This window comes from Halorubrum aquaticum (assembly GCF_900113615.1).
Taxonomy (GTDB): domain Archaea; phylum Halobacteriota; class Halobacteria; order Halobacteriales; family Haloferacaceae; genus Halorubrum; species Halorubrum aquaticum.
Genome location: NZ_FOPZ01000007.1, coordinates 59,813 through 81,170, shown reverse-complemented (window position 1 = coordinate 81,170; position 21,358 = coordinate 59,813). Strand labels below are relative to the sequence as shown.

General features: G+C 71.5%; 21 protein-coding genes. 6 read left to right on the top strand and 15 right to left on the bottom strand.

The window, feature by feature from the left end; translation table 11 throughout:
- Positions 1-72: 72 nt before the first annotated feature.
- From F3H10_RS08050 to F3H10_RS08040, 3 genes are read left to right on the top strand one after another with little or no spacing between them, the layout of a single operon-like run.
- Entirely contained in the window at positions 73-768 is a 696-nt protein-coding gene (locus F3H10_RS08050) for an RAD55 family ATPase (protein WP_149784263.1), read from the top strand.
- Complete coding sequence (locus F3H10_RS08045) at positions 768-1,154, top strand: hypothetical protein (protein WP_149784262.1); 387 nt, start codon at positions 768-770, stop codon at positions 1,152-1,154. The genes F3H10_RS08050 and F3H10_RS08045 overlap by 1 nt, the downstream gene beginning before the upstream one ends.
- A 43-nt stretch (positions 1,155-1,197) precedes the next feature.
- Positions 1,198-1,806 (top strand): DUF7504 family protein, encoded by a 609-nt coding sequence (locus F3H10_RS08040; protein ID WP_149784261.1) that lies wholly within the window; start codon positions 1,198-1,200, stop codon positions 1,804-1,806.
- Positions 1,807-1,848: 42 nt separating this feature from the next.
- Here F3H10_RS08040 and F3H10_RS08035 read toward each other — a convergent pair whose 3' ends face one another.
- Positions 1,849-2,451, bottom strand: a complete 603-nt coding sequence (locus F3H10_RS08035; RefSeq protein ID WP_149784260.1) for a hypothetical protein — start codon at positions 2,449-2,451, stop codon at positions 1,849-1,851.
- Between the two features lie 124 nt (positions 2,452-2,575).
- Between F3H10_RS08035 and glmM the strand changes: the two genes are divergently transcribed.
- The gene (gene glmM, locus F3H10_RS08030; RefSeq protein WP_149784259.1) at positions 2,576-3,937 is read left to right on the top strand and encodes a phosphoglucosamine mutase; all 1,362 of its coding nucleotides are present in this window, start codon (positions 2,576-2,578) and stop codon (positions 3,935-3,937) included.
- Between the two features lie 111 nt (positions 3,938-4,048).
- Here the strand turns inward: glmM and F3H10_RS08025 are convergent, their stop codons facing one another.
- The 4 genes from F3H10_RS08025 to F3H10_RS08010 all read right to left on the bottom strand — a co-directional run bounded on the left by F3H10_RS08025 (position 4,049) and on the right by F3H10_RS08010 (position 7,662).
- On the bottom strand, positions 4,049-4,765 hold the full coding sequence (locus tag F3H10_RS08025; protein ID WP_149784258.1) for an Sjogren's syndrome/scleroderma autoantigen 1 family protein: 717 nt from the start codon (positions 4,763-4,765) through the stop codon (positions 4,049-4,051).
- A gap of 107 nt (positions 4,766-4,872) precedes the next feature.
- Positions 4,873-5,298 (bottom strand): Fe-S cluster assembly sulfur transfer protein SufU, encoded by a 426-nt coding sequence (gene sufU, locus F3H10_RS08020; RefSeq protein ID WP_149784257.1) that lies wholly within the window; start codon positions 5,296-5,298, stop codon positions 4,873-4,875.
- A gap of 114 nt (positions 5,299-5,412) precedes the next feature.
- A complete protein-coding gene (locus F3H10_RS08015; RefSeq protein ID WP_149784256.1) occupies positions 5,413-6,036 on the bottom strand; it encodes a response regulator in 624 nt (207 codons plus the stop codon).
- A gap of 348 nt (positions 6,037-6,384) precedes the next feature.
- Positions 6,385-7,662 carry an aminotransferase class V-fold PLP-dependent enzyme gene (locus F3H10_RS08010; protein WP_149784255.1) on the bottom strand — a complete coding sequence of 426 codons (1,278 nt, stop codon included), beginning with the start codon at positions 7,660-7,662 and terminating at the stop codon, positions 6,385-6,387.
- 243 nt (positions 7,663-7,905) lie between these two features.
- On the opposite strand from F3H10_RS08010, the gene F3H10_RS08005 reads away from it, so the two are divergent.
- Positions 7,906-8,985, top strand: coding sequence for an ABC transporter ATP-binding protein (locus F3H10_RS08005; RefSeq protein WP_149784254.1), 1,080 nt, complete (start codon positions 7,906-7,908; stop codon positions 8,983-8,985).
- Positions 8,982-9,737 (top strand): ABC transporter permease, encoded by a 756-nt coding sequence (locus F3H10_RS08000; RefSeq protein WP_149784253.1) that lies wholly within the window; start codon positions 8,982-8,984, stop codon positions 9,735-9,737. Before F3H10_RS08005 ends, F3H10_RS08000 begins: the two co-directional genes overlap by 4 nt.
- Positions 9,738-9,754: 17 nt before the next feature.
- Here the strand turns inward: F3H10_RS08000 and F3H10_RS16450 are convergent, their stop codons facing one another.
- The 10 genes from F3H10_RS16450 to F3H10_RS07955 form a co-directional block, all read right to left on the bottom strand.
- The gene (locus F3H10_RS16450) at positions 9,755-9,883 is read right to left on the bottom strand and encodes a hypothetical protein (protein WP_262488564.1); all 129 of its coding nucleotides are present in this window, start codon (positions 9,881-9,883) and stop codon (positions 9,755-9,757) included.
- A gap of 90 nt (positions 9,884-9,973) precedes the next feature.
- Positions 9,974-11,149: a DHH family phosphoesterase gene (locus F3H10_RS07995; RefSeq protein WP_149784252.1), complete on the bottom strand. Its 1,176-nt coding sequence runs from the start codon at positions 11,147-11,149 to the stop codon at positions 9,974-9,976.
- 155 nt (positions 11,150-11,304) lie between these two features.
- Positions 11,305-12,207 (bottom strand): NAD-dependent epimerase/dehydratase family protein, encoded by a 903-nt coding sequence (locus F3H10_RS07990; RefSeq protein ID WP_149784251.1) that lies wholly within the window; start codon positions 12,205-12,207, stop codon positions 11,305-11,307.
- On the bottom strand, positions 12,204-12,686 hold the full coding sequence (locus F3H10_RS07985; RefSeq protein ID WP_149784250.1) for a DUF5791 family protein: 483 nt from the start codon (positions 12,684-12,686) through the stop codon (positions 12,204-12,206). The genes F3H10_RS07990 and F3H10_RS07985 overlap by 4 nt, the downstream gene beginning before the upstream one ends.
- 68 nt (positions 12,687-12,754) lie before the next feature.
- A complete protein-coding gene (locus F3H10_RS07980; RefSeq protein ID WP_149784249.1) occupies positions 12,755-15,970 on the bottom strand; it encodes a DUF7286 family protein in 3,216 nt (1,071 codons plus the stop codon).
- Positions 15,971-16,534, bottom strand: coding sequence for a DUF7284 family protein (locus F3H10_RS07975; RefSeq protein WP_149784248.1), 564 nt, complete (start codon positions 16,532-16,534; stop codon positions 15,971-15,973). It lies immediately after the preceding gene.
- Positions 16,531-16,965: a DUF7285 family protein gene (locus tag F3H10_RS07970; protein ID WP_149784247.1), complete on the bottom strand. Its 435-nt coding sequence runs from the start codon at positions 16,963-16,965 to the stop codon at positions 16,531-16,533. Before F3H10_RS07970 ends, F3H10_RS07975 begins: the two co-directional genes overlap by 4 nt.
- A complete protein-coding gene (locus F3H10_RS07965; RefSeq protein ID WP_149784246.1) occupies positions 16,946-17,428 on the bottom strand; it encodes a DUF7283 family protein in 483 nt (160 codons plus the stop codon). Before F3H10_RS07965 ends, F3H10_RS07970 begins: the two co-directional genes overlap by 20 nt.
- 65 nt (positions 17,429-17,493) lie before the next feature.
- Positions 17,494-19,278 carry a type II secretion system F family protein gene (locus F3H10_RS07960; protein ID WP_223174272.1) on the bottom strand — a complete coding sequence of 595 codons (1,785 nt, stop codon included), beginning with the start codon at positions 19,276-19,278 and terminating at the stop codon, positions 17,494-17,496.
- Positions 19,279-19,418: 140 nt separating this feature from the next.
- Positions 19,419-21,287, bottom strand: coding sequence for an ATPase, T2SS/T4P/T4SS family (locus F3H10_RS07955; RefSeq protein ID WP_149784245.1), 1,869 nt, complete (start codon positions 21,285-21,287; stop codon positions 19,419-19,421).
- Between the last annotated feature and the right edge of the window lie 71 nt (positions 21,288-21,358).

Genomic DNA, 21,358 nt, shown 5'->3' with positions numbered 1-21,358 from the left:
GCGACCCGCTCGGGTTCTCACCGCTGAAAAACGGGTGCCAACGCTTATCGGGTCGCCCGCGATGGTCCACGTATGCGAGTCTCCAGCGGGGTTCCCGGGTTCGACGAGCTCGTCGACGGGGGGTTCCCGTCCGACCGGCTGTACGTGGTGAGCGGTCCTCCCGGCAGCGGCAAGACGACCTTCTGCTCGCAGTTCGCGGCCCAGGGCGCCCGAAACGGGGACGACGTGCTGTACGTCAGCATGCACGAGACGAAGGAGGGGATCCGCCGCGACATGGGCGGGTACGACTTCGGGTTCGACCGCGCGCTCGACACCGACCGGGTGACCTTCCTCGACTCCTTCTCGGCCGATGGCCGGCGGTTCTTCGGCCTTCCGGGCGAGCGTCGTGACCGATCGGGCGTCACGAACCGCCTCACGGGGTTCGTCAACTCCCGCGACATCGACCGGGTCGTCTTCGACTCCACGATGCTGTTGCGGTTCCTGCTCGACGACGACGAGGACACCATGATCCAGCTGCTCTCCTCGCTGAAGCGGACGGACGCGACGACGATGCTCATCTCCGAGATGACCGACCCCAGTGCCTACTCCGAGGAGCACTACCTCGCACACGGCGTCGTCTTCCTCCACAACTACCTGGAGGACGAGGGGATGCGCCGCGGGATACAGGTGCTGAAGATGCGGGGAACCGACGTGAACACCGACATCCAGGACGTCGAGTTCACCGACGGGGGCATCCGCGTCGGCTCGGCGACGACGGTGACCCGGTGATGTACGACCGGACGTTCGGGACGGACTGGGAGGAGACCGAGTTGACCCGCCAGGCGGCCATCGACCGGGCGTTCGCGCTCGGGGTGGCCGCCGGCTGCGGGAGCGAGCGACCCGAGGAGCTCGATCGGATCCTCGAGGCGTTCCCGGGCGCGTACGAGCGGAGCATGATCGAGCTCGCCTACGACGAGGGACGAACCAAGGCGCTCGAGGCACCGATCGAGGAACCCGAGGCCGTCTGGGAGGAACTGGTCGACGGCGTTGGAACCCCTCGGACGCCCCCTCTTCCGGCGGCGCTGCCCGGAGCTCTCAGCGAACTGACGCTCACCCGATCACCGCGAACCGGACCACCGTCCGCGCTTGACCTGCCGAGGTTCCTCCGAAAGTGATCCCTCGGAAGGGTTTTATCGGGGTCGTCCCGTTGTGTGAGACATGAGTCCGCTTCCCGACGCTGTCGTCTCCGCCGACAGCGTCCTCGTCAGCGGACCACCGATGAGCGGGAAGTACGACCTCTTCAATCGACTGCTCGCGGCGTGGTCCGACGCACCCGTGATCGTTTCGACCGGTCGGACCGCCGAGAAGGTCCGGGCGGATCACGAGCGGCTCGTCGGCGACGACGGCGACGACCTCGTCGTCGTCGACTGCGTCACCCACCAACAGGGTGACAAACGCGCCGACACGCCGACGACGAAGTACGTGAGCGGGCCGGGCGACCTCACGGAGATCGGGATCAAGTTCACCGACGTGGTCGAGTCGTCGGCCGGGCGCGAGCGGGCGGTCGGCGTCTACTCGCTGTCGGAGCTGTTGATGTACTGGGACCCCGACCGGATCTACCAGTTCACCCGGGTGATGGCCTCCCAGTCCTCCGGGCAGGGGTGGCCGTTCGTGAGCGTCGTCGGCTCGACCGCCCACGACGAACAGGTCATCCACACGCTGTACGAGCCGTTCGACCTCGTCGTCGAGACCCGCGTCGAGGGCGAGGAACGGCAGTTCAGGGTCCTCGACCGCATGGGACAGCCCTCCGGCTGGGAGTCCTTTTGAGCACACGCCCGTGACGCCGACCCGCCCGACCGGTTCGGACCCTCACCCGATCAGTTCGAACTCGATCCCGACCGGCGGGGCGTCGACGAGTCCCCAGTAGACGAACCGGTGCGGTCCCGGTCCGAGCGGGGGACAGACGCCGAGCTCCCGGTTCGGCACGGCCGACGCGATCGCCGGCTCCTCGAGGTCGATCGACCAGCTGTAGGTGTCGCCCGGGCCGAGCGCGCCGTCCTCGACGGGGAGGTCGACCGCCTCGCCGGTCGTCGATCCGCGCACGTCGACCCACCCCTCGCCGGTCCGTCGCTGTATCGAGTACGCGTGCTCGCCGCGGGTCCCGACCGAGTCGTCTCCGGTGTTCCGGAGCACGAGCCGGATCGGCTGTCCGTACGTCTCCGCAGTGCCCTCCGCCGACAGCTCGATCGTCGTTCCGGCGCCCGTCGATTCGACGGTCCGCGACGCGACGGACTCCTCGAACGGGGCGTCGAGACGGACGAACCCGTCCTCCGAACACGACAGGGTCTCCGGCGTTCCCGCCGGCCCCTGTGGGCCGTCACCGGCGGCGGCGTCGAGACAACCGGCCGTCGCGCCGACCGCGAGGACGGCCGTGCCGGCCCGGCACAACAGCTCCCGCCGTGATCGCTCCATGCGTGTGATACGGCCGCGACGGGTTTCAACCCCGCGAGTGCGACCGACGGGACGGGAGCCGCGCTCGGCGGATCCGGCGCTCGCGTTCGGAACCGCTTTCCCGTCGGCCGGCCCATGGCCCCGTATGGAGCTGTTCGGATCCAGCGGCATTCGCGGGGTCGCACTCCGGTATCTGACGCCGGAGCTCGTCCTCGACATCGCGAAGGCGGCCGGGACGACCTGGGATGCGGACCGGGTCGCCGTCGCCCGCGACACCCGCACCACCGGCGAGCTGTTCGCCAACGCCGCCGCCAGCGGGCTCGCCGCCGTGGGCCGTGACGTCGACCGGCTCGGCGTCGTCCCCACGCCCGCGGTCGGGAACTACTGCGAGTCCACCGGCGTCCCCTGCGTGCTCGTCACCGCCTCGCACAACCCGCCGGAGTTCAACGGGATCAAGCTCGTCGGCGACGACGGCGTCGAGCTATCAGTCGACGTGTTGGAGCGGATCGAGCGCCGCGTCCTCGACGACGAGTACGACCACGCCGACTGGCGGACCGCCGGCAGCGAGACGACCGTCGAGGGCGTCGTCGACGACTACGCCGACCAGCTGATCGCCGCGGTCGACCGCGGGGCGATCGACGACGCCGACCTCACCGTGGCGGTCGACCCCGGCCACGGTGCCGCGTCGGTGAGTTCGCCGCGTATCTACCGGGAGCTCGGCTGTGAGGTGCTGACGGTGAACGCCACCCCGGACGGCCACTTCCCCGGCCGGGACTCCGAGCCGGTGCCCGAGAACCTCCGGGCGCTCTCGCGGCTCGTCGCGACCTCCGAGGCGGACGTCGGGATCGCCCACGACGGCGACGCCGACCGCGCCGTCTTCGTCGACGAGACCGGCTCGGTGGTCGACGGCGACACGTCCTTCGCGGCGCTGGCCGACGACGCGTTATCCCCGGGAGACGCCGTCGTCAGCGCGGTCAACGTCTCCCAGCGGCTCGTCGACGTCTGTGAGGCGAACGACGCCGACCTCGAGTTGACGCCGATCGGCGCGACCAACATCATCACCCGGACCCGGGAGCTGTACGGGGAGAACGTCCACGTTCCCATCGCCGGCGAGGGCAACGGCGGGGTGTTCTTCCCGCCGTATCGGCTCTCACGCGACGGGGCGTACATCGGCGCGCGCTTCCTCGAACTGCTCGCGGACGCCGACGCCCCCGTCAGCGAGGCGATCGCGCCCTACACGGACTACCACTTCGTGCGCGTCAACGTGGGGTACGAGGACGGCGACGAGCGCGAGGACATGCTGTCGGCCGCGCGAGCGTTCGTCGAGACCTCGGAGGCGACCCCCAACACGACCGACGGCTACCGGCTCGACTACGGCGACGCGTGGGTGCTCGTCCGCCCCTCGGGAACGGAGCCGAAGATCCGGATCTACGCCGAGTCCGGCGACGCCGACCGCGCCGAACGGCTGGCCGAGGAGATGCGCACCGCCGTCGAGAGCGGTCGGTAGGCCATATTCTACCCGCTCGTACGGTGGCATTGCCGACCGCTGAGCCGACGACGACGTGACTGGACCTTTGGACGCGTCCACCACGTCAGCAACGATCCGAAAACCGGAGTCTCAGTCGAGCGCCGCGAGCGCCTCCGCCGCCTCCCGCGCCGCTCGCAGGTGATCGCGGGCACGCCGCGGGTCGTCCGTCTCCTCCGCCGCGCGGGCGAACCGGGTCAGCGTCCGCGTCAGCGACTCGCGGGCCGCGGCGATCCCGCCGGTCGCGTCGCCGCCGACCGCGTCCCGGTCGGGTGCGGCTTCGCCGGCCGAGTTCGGTGACGCCGCGGTCGTCGGCGGCGTCGACGACGGCGATCGCCCGACGGCCTCCTCCGAGGCGTCATGTTCGCCGCCGACCCCGGCCGGTTCCGTGGCGTTCGGTCCGGCGTCGTTCGATGCGATGACGTCGTTCTCGACGGCGGGATCCGTGCCGGCCGTGGCGTCGACGCCGGCGTCGCCGTTGGCGGCCGCCGCCGGCCCCGGTCGGTTCCGGGCCGTTTCCGGAGCCGTCGTCTGGTCGGCAGCCGCGGCCGAGCCGTCCTCGTCCGCTCCGGTCTCGTCGCCTGCCGGGACCTCGTATCCGTCGTCGGTCGCGTGACACGTCGGGCAGAACTCCCGGCCGTCGTGTCGGAAGATCGGATCGCCACACGTCTCGCAGTGGCGGTTCGTCATCGTCGCCCCCTGTAAGAGCAACTCGGACATCCGCTGGGTGTGCTCGCGCTTCTTCTCGTCCTCCGCGAACTTCTCGCGGAGCTTCTCGCGTTCGGCCTCCTTGTCGAACCCGTCGCTCATGTGTGCTCGAACGTGGTTCGCGAAGAAAAGTCCCGTGCTCGACCGACGAAGCGGCGGAAACGCGGTGGTTCGCGGGTATCGACCCGTACTCGCGGCTGACGGGCCCGTTACTCCTCGGTTCGGCTCCGGTCGGCGTCGGGGTCGAGCTCGCCGCGGTGGATCTTCGCGCCGTCCTGGGCGACCTGTCGGCCGAGCACGGCGCACTTGATCCGCATCGGGGAGATCTCGACGCCGAGCATCTCGGTGACGTCGTCGGTGTCGAGCGCGTCGAGCTCGTCGACGGTCATCCCGTGGAGCCGCTCGGAGAGCATGCTCGCGGAGGCCATCGAGATGGCACAGCCGTCGCCGGTGAACCCGACCCGCTCGATCCGGTCGCCGTCGTCGTCGAGGTCGACCTCGATCTTGATCGTGTCGCCACAGGAGGGGTTCTCCCCGACGTGTGTGAAGTCCGGATCCTCGAGTTCCCCGTAGTTGCGCGGGTTCTTGTAGTGGTCGAGGATCTGCTGTCGGTACATGTCCGAGCCGGTTCCCATACTGGTTCCGGATAGGCCTGTCGCGTTCAAAAGCGTTCCGTCGCGGCCGTCACGCCGCCGAACTGGCCGTCACGCCATCGAACCGGCCGTCCCCGTCGATCGACGCCCGCGACGTCACTCCTCCGAACGCAACGGCGGCGTTCCCACGCCCGCCTCGGAGACGGTGGGGGCGGATTTCGACGGTCCGATCGAGGCGGCACCCTCGTCGCCGGTCGTCTCGAGGCGTTCGCGGAGCACGCCGATCAGCCGCTCGTACTGGCCGCGCTCGGACCGTTTGCGGACGTAGGCGGCCGCGCCCGATTCGAACGCTCGGGCCTCGACGACGGACTCGTGGCAGGTCGTGTGAAACAGAAACGGCGTCCGAATCCCTCGCTTGCGGGCGGATTCCAGCAGACCGATCCCGGACCCGTCCGGGAGCCGCTGTTCGGTTATCACGCAATCGACCGTCTCGAGTACCTCGCGCGCCTCCGAGACTCGACCGACCGACCGCACCGCGACGTCCGGTTCGAACCGCTCGAGGAACGTCGCGAGCACCTCCGTCGACTCCGGGTCCGGTTCCACGTGGAGGACCGTCGCCCGCGGTGGACGCTCGGTGCCGCTTCCGGGGGAGCGTTCGGGATCGCGTCCCGACGGGTCCCCCGTCTCGGTTCGCGACGGGCGGGCGTTCCCCCGATCGGAGGCGTTGGTTCGCGTGGCGGTTCCGGTCGCGTGTCGGTCTCGAGTTCGGTCGTCGGTCATGGTGTGGTTCTGGGGCGACGCGTCGTCGACGGAGGACGGCTACTACGTGTGTAGTATTCGTTTCTCTCAGAGTCGAAATTCGTGTGTCACTAGGATAAGTATTGTGCGGCCCGGGTTGTCATGCCTCGAAGCGACCGAATTCGAGCGATACGGAAACGAGACACACGGTACAGGAACGAGACGCGCGGTACGAAAAACGGGCAGACGCGAGGGTCCAAGAACGGCCTCGGAACGTCCCGAGACGGCTCGAAACGGGTTCGGAGGTCGTTCGACGAGGAGGTCGGAAGGAAGGAGGAGGTCGGAAGGAAGGAAGGAAGGAAAGAAGAGGTCGGGGAGGCGGGACCCGGCTCAGGCGAACAGGTCCCGCGCTTCTCGGACCGCGTCGACGAGGGCGTCGACCTCCTCGACCGTGTTGTAGAGGTAGAAGGACGCGCGTGCGGAGGCGGCGACGCCCAGTTCGTCGTGGAGCGGCTGGGTACAGTGGTCGCCCGCGCGGATCGCGACGCCGTAGTCGTTGAGGACGCTCGAGAGGTCGTGTGCGTGGACGTCCTCGACGTTGAACGCGACGAGCCCGCCGCGCTCGTCGCCCGGCGGGCCGTAGATCTCCACGCCGCCGAGGTCCGTCAGGCGGTCGTAGGCGTACTCGGCGAGCAGGGTCTCGTGTTCCTCGATCCGCTCGAGACCGACCTCCTCGAGGTACTCGATCGCGGCCACGAGCCCGATCGCTTGGGCGATCGAGGGAGTGCCGGCCTCGAACTTCCACGGGAGGTCCTCCCAGGTCGACTCCTCGAAGGTCACCTTCCGGATCATCTCGCCGCCGTAGAGGTACGGCTCCATCGACTCGAGCAGTTCCTCCCGGCCGTACAGCGCGCCGATCCCGGTCGGTCCGCACATCTTGTGGCCCGAGAAGGCGAGGAAGTCGACGTCGAGCTCCGCGACGTCGACCGGGCGGTTCGGCACCGACTGGGCCGCGTCCGCGAAGATCAGCCCGTCGTGGTCGTGTGCCAGTTCCGCCAGCTCGCGGATCGGGTTCACGGTCCCGAGCGTGTTCGAGACGTGGACCGCCGACACCATCTCCGTGTCGTCGTCGATCTTCGCCTCGGCGTCGGCCATGTCGAGTCTCCCCTCGTCGGTCACCTCGATGAACCGCACCTCCGCGCCGGTCTTCTTGCCGATCTGCTGCCAGGTGACGAGCGAGGCGTGGTGTTCCATCTGCGTGAGCACGACGTTGTCGCCGGAACCGAGCTCCTCGAGCCCCCACGCGTACGCGACGAGGTTCATCGCCTCCGTCGTGTTCTTCGTGAAGACCACTTCCTCGCGGCCGGCCGCGCCGATGAAGTCGGCGACGACGTCGTGGGCCTCCTCGTAGGCCACCGACGCCTCCTGGCTCAGCTGATGGATCCCGCGGTGGACGTTCGAGTTGTAGCTCCGGTAGTAGTCGGCGATCGCGTCGACGACCGGGTCGGGGGTGTGTGAAGTCGCCGCGTTGTCGAGGTACACGAGGTCGACGTCGTCCGCCTCGTCCTGCCCGGGCGAGGTGGGGTCGCCGCCGACCAGCCGATCGAGGATCGGGAAGTCGTCGCGGACGGCCGCCACGTCGAACGGGTACTGCTCCTGAACTCCCATTACCGGTCAGAGGGCCCCGAGCACTAACACACCTTCGGTCCGGTACGTCTTGCCCGTATCGCGGAGCCGAACGCGGAACCCCCCGACGGCCCGACGACCCGACCGTAGGGACCGACTCGGCCACGTCACGTTCGAACTCCCGCCGTACCGTCGAAGGACGATCGTGCGGATCGGCGGCGGAGAGGTCGTGCGGATCGGCGACGAAGAGCAACCCTTACGCGCGCGGCCCCCGGATCCGAACGCATGAACGAGACGACGGCCGCGTCGGCGTCGGCGTCCGCGACCGACGCGGCGGAGGCCGGCGACGCCCCCGTGGTCGTCGGCGAAGGGGTCCGGAAGTCGTACGGCGACGTCGTCGCGCTCGACGGCGTCGACGTGACGGTCGGGGAGGGCGAGGTGTTCGGGCTGATCGGTCCCAACGGCGCGGGCAAGACGACGCTCGTGCGCGCGCTCACCGGCACGACCGACGCCGAGGGGACGATCCGGGTCCTCGGATCGTCGCCGAGCGCGGTCGACCCCCAACGGATCGGGCTCCTGCCGCAGTCGTTCGACCCGCCGGAACGGCTCACCGCCCGCGAGCTCGTCGACTACTACGGCGGCCTCTACGAGGACGCCCGCGAGGTCGAGGCCGTTCTGGACGACGTGGGAATGGCCGACGACGCCGACGCCTGGTACGAGACGCTCTCGGGCGGACAGAAGCGACGGACCTGCGTCGCGACCGCCATCGTCAACGACCCCGACCTGCTCTTTTTAGACGAGCCGACGACCGGGATCGACCCCGCCGGGCGACGCTCGATCCACCGGCTGGTGGAGCGGCTCGCCGCCGCCGGCACCACGGTGTTCCTCACGAGCCACGCGATGGACGAGGTCGAGCGGCTCGCCGACCGCGTGGCGCTGTTGCGCGACGGCGGCGTCGTCGCCGTCGGCGCGCCCGCCGACCTGATCGCCGACCACGGCGGCCGGCCGCGTCTGGAGGTCGAGATCGACGGGTCGCCGCCGGACGACGGCGCTCTCGAGACCGCTTCCGGCGCGCTCGACGGCGTCGGGACGGCGGCGACCGCCGGCGAACCCGAGATCGGGGCGACAGCGGACGAACTGGAGATCGAGGCGACCGCCGACGGGCTGCGGGTGCTCGGCGTGCGACCCGAGGGGATCGGCGCGGTCGTCGACGCGCTCGGGGAGGCGGGCGTCGAGTTCGAGTCGCTGACGTGGGCGGAGCCGTCGCTCGAGGACGTCTACCTCCGACTGACCGGCGAGGAGTACTCGCCGCGAGCCGGCGGGGGCGTTCCCGATGACTCCCTCGACGACGGAGGGGACCGATGAGCCGGACCTCGCGAGTGCTCACGGAGGCGACCGCGGCCGCGCGGTCGTTCCTCCGGCGGCGCACCGCCGTCTTCTTCACGTTCTTCTTCCCCGTGATCCTCGTCGTCATCTTCGGCGCGCTGGTCCGGACCCAGCCGACCGGCGGCGGGCTCTTCGCCGAGCCGGCCGGCTACTACATCCCCGGCTACCTCGCCGTCGTCGTCCTCTTCACGCCGCTCTCGCGGGTCGGCTCGGAGATCGCCCGCCACCGCGACGGCGGCCGCTTCGAGAAGCTCGCGACCACGCCGTTGACCCGCGGGGAGTGGCTGCTGGCGCACACGCTGGTCAACGTCGCGATCATCGGCGCGGCCAGCCTCCTGATACTGGGGCTCGTGCTCGCCGTGACCGACGCGGCGCTCGTCGTCTCGCCGGCGCTTCTCGTCTTGCCGGTCTTCGTCGCCCTCGCAGTCGCGCTGTTCTGCGGGCTCGGCGCGGTCCTCGGCGCGCTCGCGGACTCACAGGACGGGGTGATCGCCGCGAGCAACACGGTCGCGCTCCCGCTTTTATTCCTCTCCGAGACGTTCGTCCCGCCCGCGCTGTTGCCCGATTGGTTCCTGCCGGCCGTCGCCGCCTCGCCGCTGACCTACTTCGCCCGCGGGACGCGGGCGATCGTCCACGAGCCGGGACCGTGGGTCGGCGACCTCGCCGTGCTCGCCGCGCTCGCGGCCGGGTTCCTCGCGCTCGGCGCGTACGCGGTGCCGCGGACCGACTGATCGGTTCCGTTCGCGGGTTAGAGCGCGCTCACGGCGAGATACGGGAGCAGGAAGAACGCGAGAAAGATCAGCCCCGTCGCGAGCGCGTAGCCGGCACCGACACCCGCGAGCGTCAGCCATCCGCCGTGGACTCCCTCTATCTCCATACCCTCCGATCCGGCGGTTCCGGCTTAATCGTTACCGTCGGTTCGACCGCCCCGTCGCGATGGTACGTCGTCGCGGTCGGATCCCGCCCGTCACACGTCGCCGGCCATGGCCCGGAAGAGGGCGTCCGCCAGCCCGTCACGGTCGACCGTCTCCGGCTCCGATTCTCCCGTGGGGTCCACCTCCGGGGTGATCGTGCCGCCGCCCATGCGCGAGTGGCCGCCGCCGTTCCCGTTCGTGACCTCCGAGAGCACCGAGTCGATGGCGTTGCCCATGTGGACCCGGTCGTCGCGGGACCGTCCCGAGAGGTGGATCGTGCCGTCACGCTCCCCGATGACGACGACCGCGCTGACGCCCTCGAGCTGGATCAGCTCGTCGGCCGCCTGCGGGATCGCGTCGACGTTGTTCACGCCGCCGACGTCCGCGACCGCGAACGACCCCTCGATCTGCCGGCCGGCTATCGCGCGGGCTTTCACCTCCAGTACCTCCGCGTCGACGGCGGGGTTGGCGATCCGGTCCAGCCGGTCCTGGTCGACGCCGGGGTAGACGTACGCCGCCGAGGCGAAGTCCGGCTCGCTCGCGCCGACGGTGAGGTGTTTGGTGTCGGTGAGGATGCCGTAGAGGAGCCCGGTCGCCGCCCGGGTGGACAGGACGAGGTCGCCGCCCGTCTCGCTCGCGTGTTTGTCCGGCGGCACGGGGATCGCTCCCATGTCGTCGAAGTACTCCGCGACGACGGAGGCGGTCGCCCCGTAGTCGGTCCGGACGTCGGTGAACTCGTCGCCGCGTCCGTCCCCCGGATGGTGGTCGACGACGGCGGTCGGCAACACGCCGTCGGCCCCGGCGAACCCGCGCGCCTCGTTGTGGTCGACGAGGACGACCGTCTCCGCCGCGAGGTCGCTGACGTGGTCGATCCGGTCGAGCTCGAGGTCCAGCACCGTTCGGAACGCCCGGTTCTCCTGATGGCGGATCTGTCCCGGATACTGGATGGTCGCGTCGACGTCGAGTTGGTCCGCCAGCGACGAGACGCCGATCGCCGCCGCCATCGCGTCCGGGTCCGGATTGGGGTGCATCAGCACCGCGATCTCCGATTCGTCCGCCAGCAGCCGCCGGAACTCCTCGCCCGCCGGCCGCCGCGCCCGGACGAACGCGTACGTGCTGACGAGCACGACGACCGCACCGAGGACCGCGCTGGCGGCCAGTTCGGGGTTCTCCCGGACGAACGCCTCCGCCTCCGAGAGCCGCCCGCTGACCGTTGCTGGGGCCCACATACGTCCCCCCGGAGTCACCGGGACCACAAGAAGCTTCGTGGGAGTTCCGACCTCGTGGATCCGACCGGATCGCGACGATCGGCCGGATCGCGACGCTCCACCGACCCGTGACGCGCCACCGGCTCTCGACCGCCGACCGCCGATCGGCGACCGCCTCACTCCCGCGATCGGCGGAACTCGTCTACCGCGTCGCGATAGCCCTCGCGGAACGTCGGGTACGCGAACTCGTATCCGAGCCCTCGCAGCCGTTCGTTCGAACACCGCTTGCTCGTCCGGATCCGGCGTTCGGCCGCAGTCGAGAGGTCGCCCGCGGCGATCCGTGCCTCCTTCGAGCGCTTCTCCGGCCGGTCGACCCCGCACTCGTCGGCGAGCCAGTCGGCGAACGCGTGTTTCTCGACCGGCTCGTCGTCGACGACGACCACGGGCTCCCCGCGGGCTGCGTCCGTCTCGAGGAGGAACCGTATCGCGCCCGCGGCGTCGTCGCGGTGAACCATGTTGAGGTAGCCGGCGGTCACCGGTCCCTCGAGGTACCGGTCGAGCCGATACCGATCCGGCCCGTACAGGCCCGCGAACCGCGCGACCGTGCCGTCGATGCCGTGCTCGGCCGCTCCCTCGAGCGCGACGCGCTCCGCCTCGGCGAGCACCCGCGTCTTCTCGGTGGTGGGCTCGATCGGCGTCCCCTCGTCGACCCACGCGCCGCCGTGATCGCCGTACACGCCGGTCGAGGACGTGTACACCAACCGGTCGGGGGCGCTGGCGCGGCCGCCGTACTCCTCGACGACGTTCCGGAGTCCGTCGACGTAGACCTCGCGGGCGGCCTCGGCGCCCCGACCGCCCGAACTGGCCGCGAACACGACCGCGTCCGCGTCGGGCAGCGCGGCGAGCGAGGCCGGATCGGTCGCGTCCGCGCGAACGGATCCGACGCCCTCGGCGACCGCCTCGACCGTGTCGAGTCCCGCGTCCGACCGCCGAACCCCGGTCACGTCGTGGTCGCGGTCGGCGAGCTGCCCCGCGAGCGCGAGCCCGACGTAGCCGCAGCCGACGATGGCGACCCTCATGGCTTGCGCGTCTCGACGACCGCCATGACCTCCGCGAGCTGGTCGAGCGTCATCGCCGCGCGACCCTCGAGGACCTGCTGGACCTCCTGGCCGGTGAGGTCGGCGTCGATCGACGCCGCGATCGTGTCGACGTCGAGCACCGCCGTCGCCATTCCCATGAGGAGGTGGTCCCGGAGCTCGGCGACCATCGCGTCGGCGTCGCGGCCGTCGGCGGCCGCGAGGACCGATACCGCCTCCTCGACGGTCAGGCTCGCGGCGTCGCCGTCGTCGATCGCCTCGATGATCGCCGGATCGATCGACGGTCCGTCGCCGGTTCCATCGCGAACGACCTCGGCGGCCGCCTCGATCAGCATCGACTCGAACGCCGCCGAGAGCGCCGTTGCCTCGATCTCCTCGCCACCCTCAACATCACTCTGGTCGGCCTCTCCGCCGTCGATCGAGGCGGGTCCGCCCGACCCGTCGACGACCTCGTGGAACATACCCGTGATCGGCGGTCGCGTCCCAAAACGCCTCCGGTCGGCCACACGGGCGGTTTCGATTTCCGCGCTCACCACCCGGGAGAGGTCTCGTCTCGCGTCCCGTCCACGTCCCCGACGCCGGGCGAACCCGCGGGAACCGCGACCACGACGACGGTCTCGGTCTCGAACCGAACCGGCTCCGTCCGTCCCAGTTCGACTCGCTCGCCGCCGACGTCGACGGTCACCGTTGCCTCCTCACGGACGTACTCGAAGGGGCGGTTCGGCGTCCCGACGTCGCCGGACAGCGTGAACCGCGGGTACTCGCCGCGAGCCTCGACTCGCCAGGCATTGACCGTCGCCACCCAGTACCCCGGAACGGGAGCGACGGGGAGTCCCGCCCCGATGCTTCGATTCGGCTCCCGCATCCAGCGCGCGACCGCTCGATCGGAGTCCGACGCCCACCGATCGACGGCCGCCTCGCTCCCGCGTCGCAGTTCGTCCTCGACCGCGCCCTCGATCTCCCCGCGAACGTGTCCTCGTACCGCCTCGGTCGGCCCGTCGACGAACCTCGTCGGGATCCGGACGGCGTCCCGACCGGTCGCGTCCCGGAGCGTGACGCGGAGCCGCGCCGCGATCGCCCCCTCCTCTCCGTCGGACAACTCCTCGACGCTCGCGGCCTCGGACGCGATCCGATCCGCGTACTCGCCCTCGTCGATGGCGACCGCACGCGAGCCCGGCGACCCGTACTCTCCCGCGACCGCCCCGACGACCGCCCGCGCGTCGGAGCGCGTCAACGCGGTCCGGTCTCCGAGCGTGGCGACCAGTTCACGGTCGACGGTCGCGCTCGCCGATTCGACCCGGTCCGCGAGCTCGTTCCTGTCGGCCCGCAGATCGGGATCGCTCCGTTCCGCGAGCGACCGATCGGCCGCGAGGAGGACGCGTCCGGCCACGCCGATCCGAACGTGGTCCCCGCTCCCGAGCACCCGCTCGACCACGCCACTCGCCACGTCGCCGTACGGGACGGTCACGTAGTTGAGGTTCCGGACGGCGAGCGGTCGAGTGGTCGTCCCGTCGACGGCCTCGACGGTCGCCCCGTCGACGGCGGTCCGCGGGAGGTACCCGGGGGAGGCGTTCGGCGTCAACTCGACGGAGCCGCCCGGCCCCTCGTCGCCGATCCGGTACGTCTCCGTGTCGCGTGCGGCCTCTCGGCTCGCGATGACCTCCCCGATCGACGGCCCGCCGAACGCGTCCTCCACCCGCTCGAGGAACGCGTCGGTGGCGACCTCCTCGTCCTCGCTCGCCGATTCCAACTCCTCGGCGACCGACTCGAGATAGGCGATCCGGACCGAGATCCGCGCCCGGTCGACCGCGCCGTCGTAGGTCCGCGGCGCGTCCACGAGATCGCTCCGACGGTCGCGGATCGTCCCGGCGAGTCCGCCGTACGGGTCCGCCTCGCCGACTGCCATCTCCTCCATGGACAGTTCGGATTCGATCCCTCGGACCACGACCCGGAGGTCGTCGAGGTCGGACCTGACCCGCTCCACCGCCCGCTCCGATCGCTCGCCGAACACGACGGTCGAGCGCTCGACGTCGCCGTGGTCGACCGCCTCTCGAGCGAGCCGGTCGACGTCGCGGGCTTCGTCGACGCCGAGATCCGATCGAGCGGCGGCAGGCGTTCCGGTGAGGTCGGCCCCGCCGGTTCCGTCTCCGGCGCCGAACGTCCCGGTCGGTCGATCGGGAGCGCGGTCTCGCGGCTCGTATCTCCCGGTCACGTCGACCGAGACGCGGTACCGGTCGGTCGCGCTCGCCCGGGTCGTCTCCCGGTCGACGACCACGTCGCGCATCCCGTACGTTGCCGGTTTCAGGACGGTTCCGTTCTCGTCCACCACCGCCGACTCGACGACGACCTTTCGTCTGACGACCTGCTTCCACCGACCGGTCGCGACCCGTTCGATCCTGACCTCGCGGGTCGTCGAACCGAAATCGACCCGCTCGCCCGATTCGACGGTGCCGGACGGGACGCCCGTCGGTGTCCCGTCGTCGGAGACGACGCGCGTGGTCTCGTCGGTTGACACGCTCACCCGTTCCCATCGCCCCGCGCCACCGCTCGGCCGCGGCGGTCGCGGCCGCCCGCCCGCGACGAACCGGTCGGCGGAAACCTCGAGCGACGCCTCCACCCGGTAGCTGTCCCGCATTTCGGCCTCCAGATCGTCGTGGACCGACACGGCGGCCACGTCGGCCGCGTGACCGACCGAGACCGACGTCGTCCGGTCGGAGTGGTTTCTCGCCGGTCCGAACCCGTCTCCGCCGGCGTTCGGGTCGGGCGTCGGCGTGTCGAGGACGCGCTCGCTCCACGCCGACTCGTCCAACTCCGTCGGCGCGAGGAGGTCCGTCAGCCCGGTCCTCGCCGTTGCCTCGGCGACGCCGCCTCGAGCGTCCGGGTCGCTCGTGCCGAACACGTCCCGCTGGGTCCTGACGATCCCGGCGTTCGTCGACAGCTCGACGTGCCGGTTCGCGAGCACGTTCTCGATCGGCGCGCCGGCGTACTGGCCGTACCCTCGAGCCCACGTCACCGGATAGAGACTGGCGGTCAGCTGTCGACCGAGTCCCGGACCCTCGACGGGACCGCGATTCAGCCGCGTCTCGAACCGCTCGGTCCGCTCGTGGGCCGCGAACGTCGGAACGGCGACGACGACGGTCCGGTTCTCGGTTCGCTCGCCCACCGTCCAACCGCTCCGCGTCGCGGTCAGCGTCACGTCCTCGAAGACCACGCGAACGGCCGTCCCGTCCGCGACCGGCTCCGCACGTACCGTCTCCCGGAGCGACTCCAGATCGCTCGGCGCGAGCGGACCGTCGATCCGTTCGAACCCGGCGGTGACGGAGACGTCGCCGACCCCGGCGGTCACCGCGTCCAGCGCCTCCGTGCCGGCGAGCGCCAGCCGGATCCGGAACGCGTCCTCGAAGGCGGAGCCGGAACGGACGGCGTCCGTCGGCGTCCCGTCGGCGGTCCGCCACGCGGGACCCGCACCGTCGCGTTCGATCGCCGTTGCTCGAGTCACCGGTCGTTCGGCGGCGTCGTGGGCGGCCTCGCGAGCGGCGTGTCTGAGCGCCGCCGTCGCGTCCGCGTCCACCCGTTCCATCGCGCGTTCGACGCTCCGGTCCTCGCTCACGAGACCCTGATCGACGACGCCGGCGGCGTACGCCGAACTGGTCACGAGAAGCAGCACGCCGACGAGCGCGAACGGAACCCGGGCCCGTTCGTCGTCGGCGAGCGACACCGTGCGAACGCGTCTCGATCTCCCCATCTACCACGCCCTCACGACGATCCGAAACCGCCCTGGTCCGTCCGGGTCGATCCGAGCCGAACCGATCCGATCCGGGCCGGGATGCGTGAGAACGGCCGCGGTCACGTCGGCGTTCGCGGGCGGTTCGTTTCCGATCGTGACCGTCCACGGACCGATCCCGTCCCCGTCTCGGACGTGGTGGCCACCTCCGCCCAGCGCGTCGATCCCCGACGACGGGTCGTTCGTCTCGTACCGTACGTCGACCCGAAACCGTCCGTCGAGCGCGTCCGTCACGCGGTCGAGCACGCGGGACCGGAACCGGTCCACGGTTTCGCGGTCCGTCCCCGACGGCCCCCGTACGGACGCCGCGAGCAGTTCCACGAGGGTCGCGTGAACCGTCCGCGACTCGTGATCTCCGCCATCGACCTCGTAGGTCACCGTCGCGGTCTCGGTCGCGAGCCGGTCGGCGGCGTCCGCGGCGGCGTCCGCTCCCGTTTCGGTATCGGTCCCGACGGTGCCGAGCGCGATGACGCTCGCGGAGACGCAGAGCAGCATGACCGTCACGTCGAGAACGGTGCTCGTCATCGCCGGACCACCACCCGGAGCACGCCGCGAACGTTCTCGCCGGGGGAGACGGCCACCGTCACCGACCGCTGCGCGACCGCGGGAGAACGGGGATCGATCCGACCGCCGGCGTCGGGGGAGACCGCACCCACGCCGACCCGCCACCGTCGTCGCTCCGTCTCCAGTTCGACGACCGCCGGCGTCTCGTCCTCGAGACGACGCAACCGATCCGGACGGACGATCCCGCCGACCGTCGCGTCGCGTTCGATCCGGTCCAGGGCGGCGTCGGCGGCATCGGCGGCGGGGTCTTCGGGTCCCGGCGTCGCGTCGTCGAGCGCCGTCACGTACAGCCCGAGGGCCGCACCGACCGCGAGCACGGCGACCAGCGCGGCGAGCGGTTCGACCGCGGCTCGGTCGGCTCCGCCGAACCGCTCACCCCGCGAGCGTGACACGGTGTCCCCCGTATCGAACCTGCCGAACGGTCAGTCGCTCCGGGGCGGTCCGCCACCCGTGGTCCGCCGTCCGTGCCCGCGCCGCCGCGTCGGCGAACCGCTCGGGGTCCTCGAAGACGATCCGCGGCGGAACGCCGTTCAACACCCGACGAAGCCGCGGGTCGTCACCGGATCCGGCCGGCGGGACGGGCGTTATCGGCGGTCCTCGAACGGTCGAACGGACGGAGCCGCCGGCGGTCGAGAGTTCGATCGTTCGCGGCGTGAGCCGCATCCGATCGGCGGCCAACCCGTGTTCGGCGGTCGCGACGTACTCGCCGTCCGCCACCGACCCGATCGTGTGTGCGACGCCGTCCGCGTCCGGCGGCGGGGCCGTCGGGAGCGCGACGACCACGCCGACGGCCGCGACGCTCACCAGCGCGAGGCCGAACCACGCGTAGGTGGCATCGAGGTGAGTCTCGAACATGAGACGGATGGTTCCGGTTTGGTATATAAACCGTCGCCCGCGGTGTCGCTCGACGTCTCGAACGGCTACAACAGCATTCCCGCCGCGGCGAAGGCGAGGAGGTACGTGGTCGTCGCCGTCGGCAGCGCGATCCCGATCCGGTACGCGACGAGCGTCCCGTCGAAGCCTCGTTCGAGACCCGTCCCCAGCGCGGTGAGGATCCCGGCGAGGAGGACCACGTAGACGCCGACGATCCGGCCGAGAACCGGCACCGACAGCGCGGTCGCGGCGTCCCCGCTCGCCGCTCCCGCCGACGGGACCGACCCGGCGGCACCGTCGACCGCGAGGGGATCGCTCGCCATCGCGGCGGTCGTCTCGAGCCCGCCGGTCCCGATCGTCTCGACGCCGGTCGCGAGCGCGACCGTCGCGCCGCCGACCAGCGGGGCGAACACCGCCGCCGTGTTCGACAGCGTCCCCGTCACCGTCGCGAGCTGTCTCCGTGCGTCGCGTTCCAGCTCGCGAAGCCGTTCGAGTTGGTCCGCGAGCTCCAACAGCACGTCCCCTGCCGGCCGGCCCTCCCGCGCGGCGACCGCCAACAGGGCGACGGTTCCCTGGACCCGCGGAGAGGGGACCGTCGCCGCCGGCCCGCCATCGCCCAGAAACGCCTCTCGAACGTCGACACGGAGGGTGTCACTGCGGCGTGCGGCGAGTTCGAAGACGTCTCCGGTGGCGCCGTCAAGCTTGTCGCCGGCGTTGGCGACCGCACGCTCGACCGAGACGCCCTCGGCGACGTCGCCCCCGACGATCGTCATCGCGTCCGGGAGCCCGCTCTCGATCGCCGTGACCCGCGAGAGCACCGCTCGTCGCGGTCGAACGACGACGACCAGCGCCGCTCCGGTCCCGACGCCGATCGCCCCGATCGGGGCCGCCCACGACGCGACCAGCGATCCCGACGCGATCCCGGCGACGACGCCGGATCCCACTCCGACGGCGACGGCGTGGATGCGTCTGTCCGGGACGTCCGGGTGGTCGCTCCCGATCGTCGGCGGCGGGAACGCGACCGGACGCTTCGAGAGGAGCCACGCGGCGGCGGCGAGGAGGCCGGCGGGAAGCGCCACCAGATAGATCCCGGCAACGACCGACGGCGGGATCGGTACCCCCGAGGCGGCGGCCGCCGGGAGCAAGGCCACGAGCGCCAGGGGCAGGAGCACGCCGAAGGCGTACAGCGCCGAGACCGGCCCCTGGACGTCCCCGACGAACTCGGCCAGTCGTTCCGTCGTTCCCGAGAGCGTCGTCTCGAGCGCCCGGTCGAGGCACCGACCGCGGCGCTCCGCCGGCGCGGCCGCCGCGGTTCGGACGAGCGTCGACGCCCGTTCGATCGCCGGGAACCACGGACCCCACTCGCGGGCGAACCCACGGAGCCCGCTGGTCGGGCCGTTGACGCACCGTCGCTCGTGTCGAAGCAGGTTCTCCGCGAGCGGTCCGCGGCCGGTCCGGGCGGCGAACCGCACCGCGCGCTCCGTCGACGGATCGAGACGCATCCGCAGGACGAGTCGCCCGACGAGTCCGGGAGTCGCCCCGAGCGCACGGGTTCGCCGTAGCGCCGCGAGCCAGACGGGCCCTCGATGTACCGCGTGGGTCGCTGCGAGCCCGCCGGAGAGCCCCGCGAGCAGACCGGAGCCGACGCCGGCGAGGACCACGCCGGCGACGGCGAAACAGAGTCCCGCCACGAGTCCCGCGCGATATCCCGTCTCGATCACCCGCTCGGCCGTCGACTCCCACTCGAGGAACGCGATCGCCCGTCCGAGCTCGTCCGATCCCGTTTCGGTCGACCCGACGCCGCCGTCGTCGCCGCCCGCGATCCCGGCGATCGTCGCCAGCGCGGTTCCGACCGGCGATCGCTCGTCGTTCGTGTGCTCGTCCGCCGTATCGAACGGGTCTTCCGGACGTCCCGGTTCGTTCCCTCCCTCCGACACGACGTCCTCGAGGCGTCCGCTCGAGCGGGGTTCAGTCACCGTCCCCACCCCGCGTAGCGGTCCGGGGTCGTTCGTCCGGTCGTCGACGCCGAGCGGATCCGGTCGGCGCGTCGGCCGATCGTCTCCCGGACATCCGCGTACGACTCGCCGGTCTCGGCGAGGTCGTCGACGAGCCGGCTCTCGCCCCGGTCGATCCGGCCGGTCGACGCGAGCCCGTCAGCGGTTCGGTCGAAGAGCGCGTCGAAACTCACCTCGTCGCCGTGGTCCGCCACCTCGACGACCGTTTCCACCCGGTGGTCGTCCAACACCACGAGGAGGTCCGTGGACGCGAACGACGAGAGCGTTACCTCGAGGTCCGTGACGACGCGTTCGCGGACCGCCGCCGGGTCCTCGCCGTGGATCGTCCCGAGGACCGTCTCGCCGGCGGCTCCGACCCGCATCGCCTCGTACAACGCCTTCGCCTCCCCGCCGCGGACCTCGCCGACGACGAGCGCCCCGCCCCCGAGCCGGAGCGCGGTCCGCACCGCCTCGGTCGGCGTCGGCTCCGCGCCGTCGCCCACGCGGAGCCGCTGAACGTCCCTGCCGGCGCCCGCGAGCGCGTCGGCGGGGAGCTCCGGCGTGTCCTCGATCAGGATCGACCGCGCGTCGGGCGGAAGCTCCCACAACAGGGAGCCGAGCGCGGTCGTCTTGCCGGCCCCGCGGCCGCCGGCGACGAGTCCGGTGACGCCGCGCTCGACGGCCACGGAGCAGAGCCCGGCCGCCGCCGGCGAGAGCGTCCCGACGTCGACGAGGCGGGCGAGGGTCCAGGCCTCCGGGTCGCCGCGGCGGAAGGTGAACGAGAGCCCGTCGCTCGCGGGCGCGGTCGTCGCCGCCACCCGCACCGTCCCCGACTCGGTACCGATGGTCGCGTCGAGCGTCGGCGCCGCCCGGGAGAACGCCCGACCGCTCGTTCGGCGGAGTCGGGACGCGAGCGTCGCGGCACCCTCCGGCGGGAGCCTGACGTTCGTGTGACAGCGTTCACCGTCGAGGACGACGCGGAGCGGGTTCTCCGCGACCGGTGCCGAGAGGGTCGCGTCGCTGACGCGGTCGTCGGCGAAGACGTGTTCGAACGCGCCGTATCCGTGGGTGTGTCGCCGGAGCGTGTCGGTGATCGCGCCGACCGGGTCGTCCGGGTCCGCGACCGCCCGGACCGCCCGACCGGGCGCCCGATCGCCACCGGTCGGGTCCGCGAGCAGCCGCTCTTTCGCGGCGTCGAGCGTCTCGAATGCGGCCGCGTCGAACCCCGCCGCCGGCGGCGTGAGGTGGTACGTCCGGAGCGCGTCCGTCCCCTCGTAGATCCTGACCGTCGCGCCCGTCTCGAGCTCCCATCGGTCGACGAGCGTCGCCCCCGGCGGCGGGTCCGCGGCGATCCGCGTCGCCGCCACGGTCGGCCCGACGTGCGCACGGAGCGCGTCCGCCGTCCGATCGATCCCGGCGACCGCCTCCTCGAGTCCCGTTTCGGCGACGATCCGGCCGACGGATCCCGCGCGTCCGGTCGCCTCCCGAGCGGCTCCGACCGGGTCCCGAGTCACGCGTTCCGCGAGGCGCGTCTCGTGGAACTCGACGCGCTCGCGAAACCGTCCCGCGGCGAGCAGACACGCCGCCGCCCGTCCGGCGTACGCTCGTTCGCGGCCCGCGTGCTCGGTCCGGACGACGTCGGCGTCGCGGTCGGCGAGCGCGTCGATCACGGTAGCCAGACACTCCGGGCTCTCGGCGAGGTCGCCGCGACCCGGACAGCCGTTGGCGTCGACCGCGAGGACGACCCGATCGTCGACGCCCGTCCCGACCGGCCGCTCGAACGACGCGTCACAGCCGCACCCGTCGTCGGTCCCGAACCGAGGGAGCGAAGGGAGATCCAGACTCATGGCGGCCGTGGCCGCGACATCGTATATAAGCGGTCGGCCGACGACTCGGCCGGCGCGTTCGATCGTCAACG